A 16,315-nucleotide genomic window follows, 5' to 3' on the forward strand; every position below is an offset into this window, starting at 1 on the left:
GAAAAGACATGAACTATCTCAATGGCGCGCCTGTCAGCCCTCGAGTTCGTTGCCGGCGGGCCGCGATCTCAGTCCCCTTGGCATTCGACTATGCCGCCAGGACGAGCGCTGCGCCGCCTGTCATGACGCCAGGCGAGGTGGTCGATTATCTGAACTGCTCCGCCGTGGAGTTGTCGTGGCTGCGGGAACGCGAGCTGCTGACGCCTCAGAAATGGATTTTGCCGACAAACTACGACCGCGCAGAGGTCGAGGCTTTTGGCAGCCAATGGATGAGTACGCGCGAAGCGGCGGCGAGGCTTGAGGTCGAGCCTCGCGGCCTATGGTGCCTTGTCGAGACCTACCCAATCGAGCCGGGGCTTGGTCGGGGGTTCTATCTGCGATGTGAGCTTGAGCGCGTTTTGAGCGCCTTAAGGTCTGAACACCGGGCGCGTGCCGCATGACCATCAGGTGTGGGTTCGGTCGCTTTGAGAAACTCCAGTCGGCGGCGCAGGAACTGGAGGATGAGCTGCGTGTGCGGGGCGTGATAGCCGTTTACGTCTTCGGCTCGGTCGCACGAGGCGAAGACGGGCCGGATTCTGACATCGATCTCGCCGTCGAAATCTCGCCCGGTCACGAAGATTTCGACGCCTGGGATCTGGGCTGGGTCTCGGTGAGCTTCCAAGAGCTTTTGGATTGCGGGGTCGATGTTCTCCTGCTGTCAGGCATTTCGGAGAACCTAAGGCAGCGAATTACCCCCGATCTGCGGCGGTTACTCTGAGACCAAAAGCTAGCGGTATCCCAGCTTCCGCCATGAAGTGCTTCGCCCCCGACTATTCGGCTGCCCAGTTGATCGTCAGCTCGATTTCGCGGCCGATATACGCTCGATAAGCGCCTTCCACCGACATTCGGTAGAGCGCAGAGGCGCGCACTGCGGCTTGGCCATAGCGGTAACCGGGCGGTGTCTCTGACAAGGCCTCACAGCTACCCAGGGTGCCATCCTCAAGCACCTGACATTTGACCATAGCCCATCCTTCTCGTGACCGTGGCGCGGTGCGGGGACGAAGCCGCCGGAGATCTGCTGGTGTGGGTTGGTCAAGCCACAGGGGGGACGCGGGCAACACAGGCGTGACAGCCGGCGCAGCGACCTCAGGCGCTGACGCTGGTGCCGGAGCGGCCAGAGCCCCGAGCGAGGGCGTAGCGCCGGTGACGTCCAGAGCATCCAAGGTTTCGAGATCAAGATAACCTGTCACCCGAAGGCCGCGCGCAGTTTGGAAGCGCCGCAAGGCTGACTGGGTGTTCGGACCGAGTTGTCCATCAACACCGCGGGTATCGTAGCCCCGAATGGTCAGGGCGCTCTGCACGCGGCGGACGATGTCTCGGATTTCTGCCTGAGTGAAAGCGCGGCTTCCGACGGAGTCGCTCGGTACCGAGGTGGAAGGCGAGACGAACGGGCGAACCGGCTGTGGCGCCGGAGCCGGCGAAGGCGAGGAGCGAACCGGGGGCGGAGGCGGGGTGTAGATCCTCGGCGCGGGGGCTGCCCGCGGCGCACGATATCCGCCGCTTCCTGAGTAATGAGACCGGTGCGAGCTGTGGCTACGATGGCTGGAGTGGCTGCGGTGTTGGGCCAGCTGAAGAAGCCGGTCCTTCTGAGCAGGGTCGCGCCAGTACGCTACGGTCCGGCTGGCCTCGGCAGGGTCTTTGTCGAAACCCGGATCAGTAGGAGTGACAACGAGCGCGGGTTCGCCGGCGGCGAAGGGATTGGCGCTCCCGAGGAGCAACGAAAGGACCGTAGACCAGCTCATGCGACCGCCTCCAAGGCTTTGAGGGGATGTATGGCGCGGCTGCGCCAGGCAGGCCCGGCAGAAGCAAAAAAGCCGCTGCATGAGGCCGTCAGCTCGCACCCGTCACATTCGGGAACGAACATGTTCTTCCAGTCGGAGATCGACTGACGCGCGTAGGGCCAGAGGGTGTCAGGCAGAACGCAGAGGGGAAGGTTGTAGATCGATACCGGCAGGCCCCGATGCGCGAGATGGAATACGGCTTCGGCGAGGGGCTCAACGTAGTCGACTGGGTCTATCCAGAGCCGGTCCCGGTTCATCTTGGCGAACCCCATCGGCTCCAGGCCCATCAGGGCGACATGACTGACGAACGGAAGGCGACGGTAAATGAAGGACGCCAGTTCCGGCAGACGGTCTACGGTCATGCGGTGGAGCACGACCCGTATCTCTACCTGAGCGCCGAGGCGTCCGATCTCGTAAAGCCCTTGGAGGGTCTCGTCGAAGGCGCCTTCGGCATCCACCACAACGTCGTGGAGCTGGGCGTGATCGGCATACAGCGGGACCGCCCAGGTCATTCGGTCCCGGTGCCGGCCTGCGAGTTCGCGCGCGAGGGACGGGTCACGAAAGGCCCGGCCATTCGTCAGAATGTGCAAGGACGTTTCGGGAAGGGATGATGAACAGGCGTCGATCAGCAATCCAAGGTCGGCCCCGAGCAGGGTCGGCTCTCCGCCGCTGACGCCGAGCTGAACCTCGTCAGGATCGACGAGCGGGATGAGCGCCAAGAGCTCGTCTATTCGCCAGCTGTCGTCCTCGTCGCGGGGCGGCTGCGAGCACATCAGACAGCGGCTGTTGCATCGTTCGGTCACGAACAGGGTGTTGGCGCCTGACCCTCGCCGATACAGCACCGAGACCATCGAAGATCCAGGTCGCAGTCGGACCACGTCCCCGGGCTGGATCACTCGGGCGTCACGGGCGGCGCTAATGGAAATGCCGTCGGCGTGGAGAAGGGGGTGTTCTGAGACCACGCCTGCAAACCCATCCAGCGCGCATTCCCAAACGAGGATGGCCGCGGCAGGCAAGGCGGAGGCGGCCGCCTCGTCCCGGGTGAGCACCTTGTACAGGCCGACCGCCTCGACGCCCATCACGGTCGCATGGGTATGCAGCGGCAAACTCATCGATCGACGTGCCCCGGCCGCACGAGGCCCCCACGGGGCTTGCGGAACGCCCAGGCTGTGAAGGTTGAGAGGGTGTCTTGGTCAGCATCCGCCAGCCGATTGAACAGCAGCGTGAACAGCGACTTGTGTTTGAGGCAGAAGTCGCTCGTCTCCCGATCTCCGATCGGATCTCCTTGGACAGTAGCGTGATAAACCGGGTCAGCGCCGCAGAACGGGACAAACGCGCAGGTCGAACAGCCGGGAAGGACCTCGGCGACGGAGCCGGCCGCCAGCCACTGCATCGCAGGTGAGCTCATAAGTTCGGAGAATGGTCTGCTGACGTGCCCCATTGAGAAGCGCGTGTCGCCGGTTTCGGCCGCCATGCGGGCCTCATCAGCCGGATAGACCTGGCCATCGTAGTTGTAGACCAGCACGCCCAACCCTGCTCCGGCCGGGGAACGCAGATCGACGTAGCCGGAATGGAAAGGCGTCAGGATGTGGCGAAGCAAGATTGAGGCGTAGGTTTCCTCGAACGGCTCCCCGCTAGTGTTCAGCTCCAGAATGTAATCCAGCGCCTGTTCGTAGAAGGTCAGGAACTCGCCCATCTCATAACCGATCGCCCGACGCGTTTTCCGGGCAAACCCGTAGGGGCTGATGGGCCGCAGAAAAATCGACGGGAAACCGAGGTCTCGATAGTGGTCGATCAGCCGCCGCGGGTCTGCGAGAGCCCGCCGCGTCAGGGTTGGCAGCGCACTGACAGCGTCCTCTCCCATGATCGCCTGGGCTCGGCGCAGCGCCGCTATCGTTCGGGCCCAACTGTCACGCGTCGGATTGGGGCGATGGCCGTCATGCAGGTCGGCCGGGCCGTCGATTGACGTCGACAAGCGGATATTGTGGTCCCGGCAGAATTCCAAGTCCGCGTCTGTCAGATGGTGCAGCGTCGACACCATCGAGAACGTCAGTCGCTTCTGCGCCTCGCTATTCCGAGCCAAGGCGAGTCCGACAATCTCCCGCACCAAGTCGAACCGGAGCGCCGGCTCCCCACCTTGAAATTCGATGGTCAGATTGTCCGATGGCGACTCAAACACGCGCTCCACCGCGTCGGCCGCATTGCGGGGCGACATATCGAAGCCCTGCGCGTTAACCGCCGCTCGGGACACTTGGCAGTACTGGCAACTATGGTCGCAGCGTAGGGTCACCACGAAAATGTGGAGGGATGGCCCCTCAAGAGCGAACGCCTTCCGTGTAGCGTAAGCCGCTTTTTCCAGGTCATGGCGTTGGCTGAGCGGGAGGTCTTCCAGCAAGCTCCGAGCTTCAAGATCGCGGTACCGGGGGTGGGACGGATCGATATTGCCGGCGAGGGTCGCCTCATGGGTCGGCCGGTCGAGCACGGCATAGTCGCCGAGGTCGTTGCTGAGCAGAACGCGTTGGCCTGCCGGATCAAGATCAGTAGATCGTCGCAATGAGCCCCCTCCCGCAACGGTTGAGAGGAAAGACCTTTTATCTTCCGCATGCAAGCATTCCCGTGAGGAGCTCTGCAGCCGCGAACCGACTGCGCATGCTTGAAAGCCCGGGCTGTGCGGACTCGATCGGCCGGAGGAGCGGCTCCGTTCACCGCGTCCTTAAAGTTGCCGCCAGCCGGAGAGAGCGGCGCTCGCGCTCGATCTCCGGCCGTCGGCTTCGGCGGACCAGATGTCGGCCAGCCTGGCGGGCTCCGAACGGGATCGCCGTCATTCCCGCCACCGTCCTTGATCCGCCCCACACGACGGCTTCTCCGACGGTCCCGGCGCTTATTGGGTCCCGGTCCCCATATCCACTTCGTCAGGCCGCCTGTGCCGTTTGGTCGAGCGAAGCGGCAGCCACGACAGACCTGAATGTTTGCAGCATCTCGGGGTGCGCATCCGTCAGATAGGCCTCGATTGTAGGCCGGCCGAGGATGCGCTCCAGAAAGCCTGCGGCGATGACCAGCACGAGGGTATCATCGCCAAAGGATGTCTCCAGCTCGCGATAATCGTGGGACACCGCAGTAAGCTCGCGCTCCAGCTTCTCGATCTGCTCGCCATTCAGACCGGCTTTCACCTTGGACTCCGGCTTCACCAGATCAGCGGGCTTTGTGGTCATGAGTAGCGCCCGGGCATAGCTGGCGCTGTAGTTGTTCGCGGACACCATCAGCTCCGCGACCTCCAGCTGCCGGATCGGCTTCATCTGGCGTAGCTTCTGGAAGGCGTGGATACCGACCGGCTTGTCCTTCAGGAGTTCGGCGACGTCGTCGTTGATGCCGTTGAGCAGGTGACGTCTACGGCGGATCGCGGCGATGTCCGCGTTGAGGGCCTTAGCCAGCTTGTCTTCGGACACCCCGCGCTCAATGGCGCGGACGATCATGTAGTGCTCCTGGATCGTGGCCAGCCGGTTGACCCGCTTGTTGTAGGTGAACCCTTCGTCGTCGGAAGAAACCAGACAGCGTGCATTCTCTACGCCCTGCTCCTTCAGGATGCTCAGCCGCACATGGCCGTCCAGGAGCGGATAGGCGTCGCCCACCTTCATCGGCCCGATCACCAACGGTTCGACTAGGCCTACCTCAGCCAACGAGGCAGCGATGCGCTTGTACTTGGCAGACTCGATCACAGCCGCCGAGAGCATTTTCGAGGGTAGGATCTGATCCAGCGCGAGAAGCCGGATCGTCGGTTCGAAGGCGACTTTGACCCGGTCCATTTCAGGTCTCCGGCCCTATCCGCGCGGCCAGCGCCGTCGGCAGGCTGTGTATGCCCTCAGCCTTCATCAGTAGGGTGAAGCGATCGTCGGCCAGAAGGTGCCGGAAGGCGTTCACGACGAACCGCAGGCGCGACTGGGTTATGGAGGCGCGCCTCACGAACGACCGTTGGCGTTCCGTCTCGCGCTGGAGAGACCGTATGAGATTGTCCGGCGTGGCAGGCCTTTGCACCCGGCCCGACCAATGCCGGGCGTGGTGGATGCCCTTACCGCTGCTGTTCCGCTGCTCGATGATCTTGCGGATCGCCAGCACCTGATTGCCGGGGATCGACTTCTCTTCGTAGGCTTGAGCGAGCGCCTGCTGGACATCGCCGTCCTTGGCCCGAGCGATCTCCATCGCGATGGTGTGAGGGATCACGCCGCGTTCGACTGCCGAAATCAGCTTCTCTTCGCCGTTTTCGAGCAGGTAGCAGATGGCGCTGACGTACTCGTGGCTGAAATCGACCTTCGCCGCGACCTCGGTGATCGTGTAGCCACGCTCACGAAGCGCGCCGATCGCGCGCACGAGTTCGAGAGGCGTGTGCTGCCGACGAGCTAGGTTTTCCACGAGGCTCATGACGAAGCACTCGTCCTCGGACGCGTCGATAACTACAGCCGGAATGTTCTCTTGCCCGAGCGCGATGAAGGCCTCCAAGCGTCCTTGCCCGCAGGCGAGATCGTAGCGGGCGCGGCCAGGCCGCTGGCTGACCGTGATGGGCTTCTTCAGGCCCAGCCGTTCGATGCTCGTGACCAGCTCCTGAAACACCCGCTTGTTGCGGGCCCGAGGGTTGAGGACGGTGATCGAGTTCACCGGGATCATTCTGATTTCAGGAACGTCGGTCATGCTGCGGCGAGCTCCGTGCGTCGGGCGAGGTCGTAGAAGGCATCCAAGGTGTCGAACCTGAAGGTATCGAGCAGGACGCCGTTTTCCGGTGCCAGGCGGAGGCTGGGGTCTGCGCCGTACTCGAGCCACGGGAGGAGGTAGTAGTCCCGGATGTCGGTGTTTCCGGGCTGCATGCGTACTGCGATCGTGATGTCTGGGCGCAAGCCCTGGTCGAGCCGGATCTTCCACCTCAGTCCGCCCGCTGGCGTTTCCTGACAGCGAGCGATCACGATCGACGCGGTGAACTCGCCGTTGATGGTGACGAGCCCGTCCTCTTCCGACGCCACGACATCGTCGATGTCGCTGAAGCCCGCCAGAACGGCTGCCATGATGTCCGGGTGCATCGCCCGGATCGCGCGGTTCGCCTCGATGTAGCGGTAGTCCCGGCCGGGCGAATATCCGATCAGCTGATAGGCTTGCAGCAGGCTGCCGAACCGATGCCGGTAGACCGAGCTCGATGGCATGTCCTCGAACTCGTCGATGATCACCCCGGACAGCGCGCCTTTGCTCTGAAGGACCTGGGCCAGTTTGGCCAGCAGCTCATCGTCCGTGAAGCGAGCGGACCTCGCCCGGATGATCCGCTGGGCGGCTTCGAAGAAGTCGGCCTCGACGATCCCGGGAAAGGCGCCGTTCCTGCGAACCCACATATCCGGGGTGTTGATCACCCGCTTGGTCTTCAGTTTGAATGATGATCGGTTGAAGACGTTGTTGCCGATATACTTCTCATTGGTGAGAACCTGATGGACCGTCGCCCGCGTCCACGGCTGACCGCGATCGGTCACCAATCCCTCGGCATTCAGCTGCGCCGCGATCTCCGTTTCTGATCGCTGCTGGAGCACGAAGAGACGATAGAGGCGCCGGACAACTTCCACCTCTTCGGGAGGGCCTGGCGTCAGGACGACGCGGTCTGTCTGGAAACTCTTGTGCTCCCCGCGAGACAGGATCGCCTTAGGCACGCCGTGCTCGTCCACCAACTGGCGACGCAGGCCATACCCCGCAGGTCCGCCTTGACGGTAGCCGAGGGTAATCAGGCGGCACTGGCCAGCGAAGACCTTGGCGGAAAGCTCACGGCTGTACTCGCCAGCCATCGCGCGCTTCATGCTCTTGATGACGGTCGCGCTCAGACTGCCGTCGTTCTCGAACTGCTCCGCGCAGTAGTGGACCGCAATGCCGGCTTCGCGGCAGATGAACTCGTAGTAGGCGCTCTCGTCGGAGTCCTGGAACCGTCCCCAGCGGCTGATGTCATAGACGAGGATGGCCTCGAAGTCGGCCACGTCGTTCTTCACATCCGAGATCAGCTTTTGAAGTCCCGCCCTGCCATCCAACCGCAGGCCGCTTTTGCCGGCATCCTCGTAGGTCCTAACAATCTCGAAGTCGCGGCGGGCGGCATAGGCGGCGATCGCTTCAGCCTGGTTCTCTGTCGAGTATTTCTGGTGCTCGGTGGACATGCGCACGTACTGCGCAGCGCGCATGACGCGCTTCTTTTCGCCTTCGTGCTGAACGCGTCCTCGGTCCATATCGCACGCCAACTATCCGCACAGTCATGATGCGGTCAGCCAACGGGCGTAAGGACGGTGGCGGTGAAAGTCTTTTCCGAAGTTGGCCTGAAAACTTCGGTCCAAAACCGGAAAACAGTTTCCGGTGCGTGAGGTGTATGATGGACGCCTTCCCCAAGCTCATCGCCGACGCCCTGCATCACGAATGGGGTTCGACGTTATCGTCGCGCAAGATCGTGAGCCGCATCACCAATGCCAACGAGCGGGCGGTGAAGAACTGGTTTGAGGCTCGAAACGGACCAAGTGGCGAGAACCTGGTTGAGCTAATGCGACACTCGGATGCTGTGCTCGACGCCATGCTTTCAGCGGCAGGACGTCAGACGCATCTTCGAACGCTAAAGGTGGACGCCGTCGAGAGACAAATCCGGGAACTGCTCACGCTTATTGAGCAGGAGCGCGGGGTGCCGGGATTGCACTAAATGGGCGAGGAGCCATGCTCTCCACATTCGTACTTGGGCGGAGGCTGAACTCGACTTCGTCCACATGCCCAATGCGCTGAAGAAGTTGGAATGGCGCGAGCGTCCGTCCACCCCCGGCTTGTTGAAGCGCCTGCTGAGCGTCTTGCTGCGGCAATCCGCGCCTTGGAATGCCAGGTTGAGATTGTCTGGGATCCGCCCGGCTAGTGGGGATTGAAGGCGTCTCCGACCCCGTATCGGGCGTTCTGGCCGCACCGACTTCTCACAACCCTATTTCGCAGGTTGGGGCCTTGGCGTTCGTTGTCTCGCGGACCCAGGCTTCGGTGCGGGTGACCGAGGCTTTGCGGGCGTTGGCGCTGGAGACGGTGGCGGGAAATGAGGCGGCTGCATGTCGGACAGCCCACGACTCCTTACCCCCGCGATGGTCGTTGTCCAGCGCTTCACGTCTTTCTGGAGATGGCGCAAAGGCGATCGAAGCCTATGTCGACCTCGTCAAGCGCAACTCGGATCGACGGGTCTCGCTGCGCTACCTAACTGCCGCCACGCCCGCCCAGGTTAATTCACCACCCTAACGTCCCGTGCGGCAGCGGCCTCTATAGGGCCGAGCTTTGTGCCCGGGGGCATATAGCCGATGCAGCCTCCGTCGGGCACCAATCAACGCGGTTCCCGAGGTCCTGCGCGCCGGTCGCGAACGAAGATGAGAATAAAGGTCAGCGCCATTGCCGCTCCCAGCATCGCCCAAGTCCTCGGATCACTCCAGACCACCCCGATGAAGGCGTAGGCTCCGAAGAGAACCAACCACGCGGTTGCTGTCTCGACCGGTACGTGGGGTTTCCAAGCGAACCTCACGACTGACGAGCCACCAAAAGCGCCAAACGAAATTAGGAGAACCGAGATGGCGAGAACGGCTGGCTCAGCAGAGTTTAACACGTGAAAGCTCCCGCGAGGCTTCGCTGTTGATCTTGTATATGGAGACCGGAACGCCTGTACTTATATTTCCACCGAAGGAGTTGTTGGTGAATTCTGCTCCAAGGCTAGGTGAAAAACTGGCTCTGCCGTGAATAAAATCGCGAATATCAGAGAATGTGGCCCCGCCAAGACCTCCTTGGTCGTTGTAAATCAAACCAACCGATCCTCCTGCCGACATGTAAAATCCATGATATTCGGCGACATATTCATTCAAGGTCACCGTGATTCCTCCAGTTTCATTTACACGGGCGATCATGGTTACGGCGTCAGAAAGGCCCCACCCCGGTGCCGCGCCTGCACTTAAGGTACTGTAGACTGCCTTGTCACCCAATCTGGAGGCGGCGGCTTCGCAAGCTGCTTGGCCGACTGTCTCGAACAACTGGTCGTAGCGGGGTTGGAAGTCTGCCCAAAGACCGGGAACGCTGATGAGGCAGCGTGCAGGAACCTCCTGAATCCATTTCAGGTCTAGAAAGCTGCCAGCTTTTACCGTCCAGAGTATCTCTCGTAGGCAGCCCACCTCGATGTCTTCTAACCCGAAGGGATCGATCCTGTTGATCGGATCCAGCGAGCCGTATGCGTAGAGATTTGTTCCCGCCGCATATCCGGTCGGGTCTGCTTGGGTGAAACGGCCCAGTTGGGACAGGTAGGCCCGAGCCCTGAAATCCTGTGAAGCGGCCCCGTTGAAGAAGGCTTGGCCGGTAAACTGGAAGCGCCCTGTGTTGCCTGATGCCGGAATGCCGTACTCGTTGAACCGGTTGATCGAGGTGACAAGGCCGTCGGCGGAAGAACTGCCGATATTTGAACCTCGTTCGTCAGGGAGCAGCCAGGTCGGGGTGCCGGTGCCGCTACCGGTGTAGCTCGTCACAATATCATTCAAGCCCAATCCGGGAATGTGCCGCGCGCTGATCTGACCGAGCTCATTGTATTCCGCGACCAGTTGCGGCCCGGAGTATTGGAGACGGCTCTTAACCGAACCATTGTCGACGAGGGCCATCCGGCCGAAGGGGTCGTATGTGTTCATCAACGTACCGCCGGCGGCGGTCGTGGACGCAAGGCGGTTCAACGCATCATATGTGTATGTCGCGCCTGGCAGCTCGGTCGTGTTCCCGTTCAAATCATAGGTGACGGCTTGGCCCGCAACGGAGGTCACTTGGTTGCGGCCATTGATCCCGTAATTGACGCTGGCGTTCGGAGTGGAGACGTATGCGCCGTTTGATACGGTTCGTGTCACGATCTGACCGGCGGGATTGTATGCAAACTGGAGCGCGAGGTCGTTGCTTGATCCGGCAGCGTTGTGGGAAAGGCTCGAGAGCCGCGCCCAGGCATCATAGCTGTAGGCTGTCCCGACCCCGGCCCCGTCTGCGCGTTGAACAGAAAGTGGGCGCCCTAGGTCGCTCCACGAGTAGGTCGCTATAACCCCGGCACCGGAGGTCGCTCCGTTCACACGAATGGATGTGACCTCGGCGTACAGGTTGTGCTGGTATTCGGCGTAGAAAGCGTCCGGCCAGGTCATGCGCACCATCCTTCCGCCCGCGTCGTACTGATACGACATGGCCCCTGTTTGGGGGGAGGCTTCGCTGACAAGCCTGGAGAGAGGATCCAGAGCGCGCGTCACTGAGTTCACCCCATCCGTCCTGTAGGTCGTGCGCCCCAGATTGTCATACAAGGTCGTAACGTCGGGGGTGCCGACGGGCGCATTAACGAAGGTGAGCCGGTTCAATCCATCGTAGCCGAAGTAGGTTACGGCTCCGGCGCGATTTCTCATGCTGTAAGGTCGCCCCCAAGCGTCGAAGGTGTACTCTTCAAAATCGGTCGCAGATGTCCCGCAGCAGGTTGCGTTCGGGAATCGGAGCCGGGACAGGCGGTCGAAGCCATCATACTCCATGATCGAGGTGTTGCCTTTGCCATCCGTGAGAGATGTGGTCTGGCCATTGGCGGAGTAGGTGAGCAGTTCAGACTGAGAGTCAGCCGTGGTGTATCCCGACGTCGATCCGACGACGCGACCAACCGCATCGTAACTCAACTTAACGATGCGGTCGGAGCCGAAGGCACCAGCATCTTCCGCGGTGCAGGCCGATAAAGGCAGGGTGCCGAAGGTGTCCGGGTTCATCCGGGTGGCGATGCAGCTCCTGCGCCCCGCCGCGTCATAGGAGACTTGTTGAACGGTCGCGATCGCTCCCGTCGGGGTGACTTCGCGGGTCTGGACGGGTCTGTGGAAGGCGGCGGGATCGTACGTGGTCTCTGTTCGTAGCAAGGGAGTGAAGTTCGCCCATTCCCCGCTGGCCGCCGTCCCGGTCTCGACTGCGGTCAACAAGCCTCGGCCATCATAGGTATAGCGGCTTGCGCGGTTTAGGCCCGCCCCCATCCCGTCCGGATCCGGGCCAATGATGCCGATCATCTGAGAGGGGTCCTGAGGCGCATACAGATAGATCGTCGTGTCCGCCGCTCCAGGGAGGGGGCCGTTGACTGTCTCCGGGCGCCCTACAGCTGTCCAGGTCCGTTGAACTTCCGCCATTTCCGGGGTCTGGCGGGATCCCTGTTTGAGGCTAACGGGCAAGAGATTGTGGGGCGTCAATGACGTTACATAGCCGACGGTCTCGACAAGCTCATTTTGTGACCCGCCGCAGGCCGGCGTCTGCGTCTCCTCACCAACGGCGCAGGCGGAGCTTTCGACCTGGAGGGAAATCTCTCCGCCGCTGGCGAAAGTCGTGGGACCGTTATGGAAATAGGCTTCTAGACCGACGTAGGCATAGCGCGTCTGAGGACGAGCAGCGCCGGGTGATGGTCGTGGTGCAGTCACGCTCAATAGCTGGCCGGTTTCAGCATCCCAAGAATAGTCCGTTGTGCCGCCGTTCGGGGCGGTCGTGGAGATCGGACGGTTGCAAATTGTAGCCGGAACGGGGACAGGCTCGGCGCAATCCGAAGGGAAGGTCGCTGTGGAGGTCAGCGCTTGCAGCATTGCGCCGGGTTTCGGGATCGAAACCGAGCTGGTCAGATTGGATCGAGCGTCGTACGTGAAGTTGGTGTAGTCGCCCTCAGGTCTTGTAATCCGTGTTATCCGCCGGTCTGCATCGTACTGGTACGAGGTCTGGTTGGTGAGGGCGTCTCTAATCGTTGTCGCGCGACCGATAGTCAGATCAACAGTGACAACGTTGCCTTGGGACAATGGGCCCTGTGTCGTGGTCGTGAGTGTCGTGCCCGAGATTGAGTAGCCGTACGTCCAAGTTCCGGAGGCGTCGGTGACAGTGCTGACGAGTTGATCCGTATTGTATACGATTGTGATGTCCGGCGTGGCGGCTCCCGGCAGTGAGATCGTGCTGATCAAGTTGGCGTCGCCAGCCGATGAATAACCGTAAGTCGTCACTCTTCCAGCCTGGTCTTCAACCGTTGAAGGGTTGCCGCCGCTGAAGCCGCCATAGGTCACGCTGGGCCAATTCTGGCTGAAGTTGGAGCAGGCGTCTGACGTCGGATCGCACCAGTCCACGGCCAGATTTATGCCCGTCACATTGATGGGGCGTGTCCAGGCAGGGCTCTGCGGGTCGTTTGAGGCATAGGCGTACTTGACCATATAGCCGCGATTTGTCCGCACCGACGCAAGGCGGAATTCGAGACCCATGAGCCCGCACTGTCCGCCCGGGCTTGGCTCCAGACATCGCTCGCCGGAGTTGTAGGCGTAGTCGGTCCTAGAACCATCTGGCGATGTCATCCATGTCACTAGGGCGGTGTCGGCGGAGTAGGGGTTCGCGCCGAGATGATCGAAGCGCGCCATGTTTCCACGGGCATCCGTTACGATGAAGTAGCCGACCCCAAAAGCTACGGTGGATCCGTTGTTGAACTTCGATTTCCAAGCGCTGCCGTTATAAATGAATTGTTCGGAGATCGGTCCGACTGAGATCGTCATGTCGCTGCCGGCGACTGAGATCCCGCCGATCAGATTGTCGCGCCACCCTGTACCGGTGAAGGTTCGCCCATACGCGATGCCCCCTGCTTCAGGCTGCCCGATCACCACTTCGGTTGTGCTGTGCACAAAGGTTCCGGCGACGAGGTCCACCCCTCTGGGGTCAAGAGTGTAGGTTTCCGGGGGAATGGGCTGCACTTGCGCGGCAGCAGTCATGGGCATGAAAGAAAGGCCCGCTCCGATAGCGGCGCCGAGAACGGTGTTCAGGCGCATGGCATTCCCGAGGTCCAGAGGGTCGATCCGCCGGTCGTTTTGAGCACAGCGACGCCGGAGTTTTGCAGAGAAAGCACGGCACCGGAGTTGCCGGTTGGACCCGCTGTCCAGATTGGAGCCAACTGCAGGCCGTAGATGGTCAACTGGCCCGTCGATCCCACCCGGACCATGCTGGAGCCTCCCTGACCAGTGCAGCTGTTCCAAATCATCGTGCCAGCATTGTTGCGTATGACGAGATCGCCACTAGTCTCCAGCGTCATTGTGAACTGGCCATTGGCTGAGGTCAGCTTTTGGGTCGGCACCAAGGTGTAGGGCCAGAACAGCGAGTCGGCGGCCGGAGGGCTGACGGGCATCGCGCCATTTGCCAGTCGATTATCCGCATCATCGAGCACGTAATACGCAACATGAGCGTCGCCGACACTTCTCGCTGTTGTCGCGACTGTGAGCCGTCCGTTAGCGTCGTACAAAAAAGTCTGTGCATCCTGCGCGTTTGCACTGAGGGCACACCCCGCCAAGGCGGCAGTGAGAAATGTTCGCTGAAGCGTCATGGCAACCTCCCGTTGCCTGAACACCGTTCATCGGGCGAAGCCGCAAGTCAATCCAAAGCAAAGCTTCATTATGCCTGATGTCCGTCAAGCGCCCTGATCGCGGGCAACACAGCGCCGCGTTTGTTGGCGATCTGCTGGATGACAGCGCAGGGCCGTTGCTGTCGAAGCCCTTGGGTGTAGCGGGATTGCCGGTTACCTAGAGCGTGTACTGGATAGCAGTGACTGTCCCTCAACATGAGGGGGGGGGCGGAGCGGTCCCGATTTTGTTGGGTCTCCAACGTCTGTGCGAGACTGAGCGGATCTTAAATGGTTTAGGGCCAGGTTGAGCAGCTCTTAAGTGGTCGGCTTAAGTGGTCAGATTTTCGAGCGTCAATGATTGTGGGTTCGAGTTGAGCGGGTCTTAGGTGGTCCCGATATTTCCAGCGCATCCGTGGTCTCATCGGCTAGGTCGACCCGATTGGCCTCATTGGGGTGGGGCGCCCATCAGGCGTAGCCCCGCCTGTATCGACACGATGGGCTCGTAGCCCAATTCGGAGCGGGCCTTTGCCGGTCGGCGGCGTTCAGTGACTGCTCTGTCGGCGGCTCCGGTGGCGCGGTCGGTGGGCTGGTCTGTTCCGCCGTGCGGCCTGCCGATCCGATGTCGACGCCCGCTTCTGGCGCAGAATCGACCAGGGGCTGGTGTGAGTGACCGGAAGCCGGCTGGTCCTCGGTGGTGACGCGGCGGCATTCGTCGAACGTTCGCTTGATCGCTTCCAGGCCGGCTTCTCGACATGACGCCGTCCGCCCGGCATTGGAAACCATGCCCATTCCCCAGGCGAACAGTCGTGCCGCAGACGCCCATCAGGTCGTGGACGCCGCGATCACCCATGCGGCGAGCCATGGCCTGTCCAGTCTGACCCTGCGGGAGCTCGCCCAGGCCATAGGTCGGAGCACCACCGTGATCGTGAACCTGTTTGGGGCCAAGGCCGGTCTGATCCAGGCTGTTGGTGAGGAGGCCCTGCGCCGCGACGAGGCCTTCCATGCGGACTTCTTCCGAACCGCGGAGGGGCTTCCTCTCGGTCGGGACAGCCTTCTGGCGCTGGTGCAGCACTACCTGCGGCTACGGGCCGCCGACGGCGCCGGCTTCGTGCGCATCTGGGAGACGCTCACGCTTGACCCAGAACACGGGGAGGAGCGGCGGGACCTGATGCGGCGCTGGCACGCGCTGAAGGTTGAAGCCTGGCGCGCCCATCTCGCAACCGATGATCGAACAGCTGATTTTTCCACCTCGCTGGTTGCGATCCTGGACATCGAGCAGTTCTACGCCGGCGCGCTGATGGAGCGACCGGACTATCAGGCGATCGCGGCCGAGGGGCTGGGCGGGATGATCGACCGGATGCTGGGACTGCCCGAGGTCGCGCCGAGCGCGACGCTCTGGTACCGCAACCGCCTGGTCCTGCCCCAGGCGCCGACCGGCGGCGTGGAGCCGGAGTCCATGCGATGGAAGCTGCTGGATATCGCCGCGGATCAGATCCTCGCCAGCGGTCTGACCGCGATCACCAATCGCTCGGTCAGCGCGGTGGCCGGGACCTCGACCTCGACCCTCGCCTATCACTGGCCCGACATGCGTCGCTTCATTCTCGACGCGGTCTGGCATGCCGTGTTCCGGGATATGCCCCGCTACCTTGCGGGACAGAAGCCTGACGGCGATCCGGCTCTGGTCGATCTGGACCGGTGGGCGGCCCGGATGGCGCCGCTCGCCTCCATCGGTCCGGACGGCGAGGGTTTCTATGTCCGCTATGCGCGCCTGATCTCCAGCGTCTGCGTCGAAGCCCGGCGAGATGCGTCCCTGCGGGATCTCGCCATGTTGCTGCGCGGCCCGGAGGGGGGCGGCACCTACTACAACCAGGCCGGCATCTGGCCCTCCGAGTTCGACCTGACCCGGCTGGCGGCGACCCGGTTCGCCCTCTGGTACAAGGGGGCGGCCATGACCGCGTTGAGCACCGGCGTTCCGATCGAGCCGGCGGAGCTCAAGGTGGCGGCGAACCGGCTCGTTGCGCGGAAGTCTCGGTAAAACAATCGTTTTCCGAGCGGCGTCATAAAGCGCCAAAACAACTGACAAAAAGACTTCGGG

12 protein-coding genes are annotated in these 16,315 nt (G+C 62.0%); 4 read left to right on the forward strand and 8 right to left on the reverse strand.

What is annotated here, in order from left to right; genetic code table 11:
- Window positions 1-8: 8 nt before the first annotated feature.
- Complete coding sequence (locus ACTIEF_RS07820) at window positions 9-440, forward strand: hypothetical protein (protein WP_439471569.1); 432 nt, start codon at window positions 9-11, stop codon at window positions 438-440.
- Complete coding sequence (locus tag ACTIEF_RS07825) at window positions 437-757, forward strand: nucleotidyltransferase family protein (RefSeq protein ID WP_439471570.1); 321 nt, start codon at window positions 437-439, stop codon at window positions 755-757. The genes ACTIEF_RS07820 and ACTIEF_RS07825 overlap by 4 nt, the downstream gene beginning before the upstream one ends.
- Window positions 758-809: 52 nt before the next feature.
- On the opposite strand, the gene hxsA is transcribed toward ACTIEF_RS07825, so the two are convergent.
- The 6 genes from hxsA to ACTIEF_RS07855 all read right to left on the reverse strand — a co-directional run bounded on the left by hxsA (window position 810) and on the right by ACTIEF_RS07855 (window position 8,014).
- Entirely contained in the window at window positions 810-1,862 is a 1,053-nt protein-coding gene (gene hxsA, locus ACTIEF_RS07830; RefSeq protein WP_439471571.1) for a His-Xaa-Ser repeat protein HxsA, read from the reverse strand.
- Window positions 1,778-2,932: a His-Xaa-Ser system radical SAM maturase HxsC gene (gene hxsC / locus ACTIEF_RS07835; protein WP_439471572.1), complete on the reverse strand. Its 1,155-nt coding sequence runs from the start codon at window positions 2,930-2,932 to the stop codon at window positions 1,778-1,780. Before hxsC ends, hxsA begins: the two co-directional genes overlap by 85 nt.
- Window positions 2,929-4,374: a His-Xaa-Ser system radical SAM maturase HxsB gene (hxsB, locus tag ACTIEF_RS07840; protein ID WP_439471573.1), complete on the reverse strand. Its 1,446-nt coding sequence runs from the start codon at window positions 4,372-4,374 to the stop codon at window positions 2,929-2,931. The genes hxsC and hxsB overlap by 4 nt, the downstream gene beginning before the upstream one ends.
- Before the next feature lie 358 nt (window positions 4,375-4,732).
- Window positions 4,733-5,623 (reverse strand): plasmid partitioning protein RepB C-terminal domain-containing protein, encoded by an 891-nt coding sequence (locus tag ACTIEF_RS07845; RefSeq protein WP_439471574.1) that lies wholly within the window; start codon window positions 5,621-5,623, stop codon window positions 4,733-4,735.
- Window position 5,624: 1 nt separating this feature from the next.
- Entirely contained in the window at window positions 5,625-6,503 is an 879-nt protein-coding gene (locus tag ACTIEF_RS07850; protein WP_439471575.1) for a plasmid partitioning protein RepB C-terminal domain-containing protein, read from the reverse strand.
- On the reverse strand, window positions 6,500-8,014 hold the full coding sequence (locus ACTIEF_RS07855) for a recombinase family protein (RefSeq protein WP_439471576.1): 1,515 nt from the start codon (window positions 8,012-8,014) through the stop codon (window positions 6,500-6,502). The genes ACTIEF_RS07850 and ACTIEF_RS07855 overlap by 4 nt, the downstream gene beginning before the upstream one ends.
- Before the next feature lie 185 nt (window positions 8,015-8,199).
- On the opposite strand from ACTIEF_RS07855, the gene ACTIEF_RS07860 reads away from it, so the two are divergent.
- A complete protein-coding gene (locus ACTIEF_RS07860) occupies window positions 8,200-8,517 on the forward strand; it encodes a hypothetical protein (RefSeq protein ID WP_439471577.1) in 318 nt (105 codons plus the stop codon).
- A 910-nt stretch (window positions 8,518-9,427) separates the two neighbouring features.
- On the opposite strand, the gene ACTIEF_RS07865 is transcribed toward ACTIEF_RS07860, so the two are convergent.
- The gene (locus ACTIEF_RS07865) at window positions 9,428-13,654 is read right to left on the reverse strand and encodes an RHS repeat domain-containing protein (protein ID WP_439471578.1); all 4,227 of its coding nucleotides are present in this window, start codon (window positions 13,652-13,654) and stop codon (window positions 9,428-9,430) included.
- The gene (locus ACTIEF_RS07870; protein WP_439471579.1) at window positions 13,645-14,202 is read right to left on the reverse strand and encodes a hypothetical protein; all 558 of its coding nucleotides are present in this window, start codon (window positions 14,200-14,202) and stop codon (window positions 13,645-13,647) included. The genes ACTIEF_RS07865 and ACTIEF_RS07870 overlap by 10 nt, the downstream gene beginning before the upstream one ends.
- Before the next feature lie 799 nt (window positions 14,203-15,001).
- On the opposite strand from ACTIEF_RS07870, the gene ACTIEF_RS07875 reads away from it, so the two are divergent.
- Window positions 15,002-16,255: a TetR/AcrR family transcriptional regulator gene (locus ACTIEF_RS07875; RefSeq protein ID WP_439471580.1), complete on the forward strand. Its 1,254-nt coding sequence runs from the start codon at window positions 15,002-15,004 to the stop codon at window positions 16,253-16,255.
- Window positions 16,256-16,315 lie beyond the last annotated feature (60 nt).

Source organism: Brevundimonas sp. (assembly GCF_051858995.1).
Taxonomy (GTDB): Bacteria; Pseudomonadota; Alphaproteobacteria; order Caulobacterales; family Caulobacteraceae; genus Brevundimonas.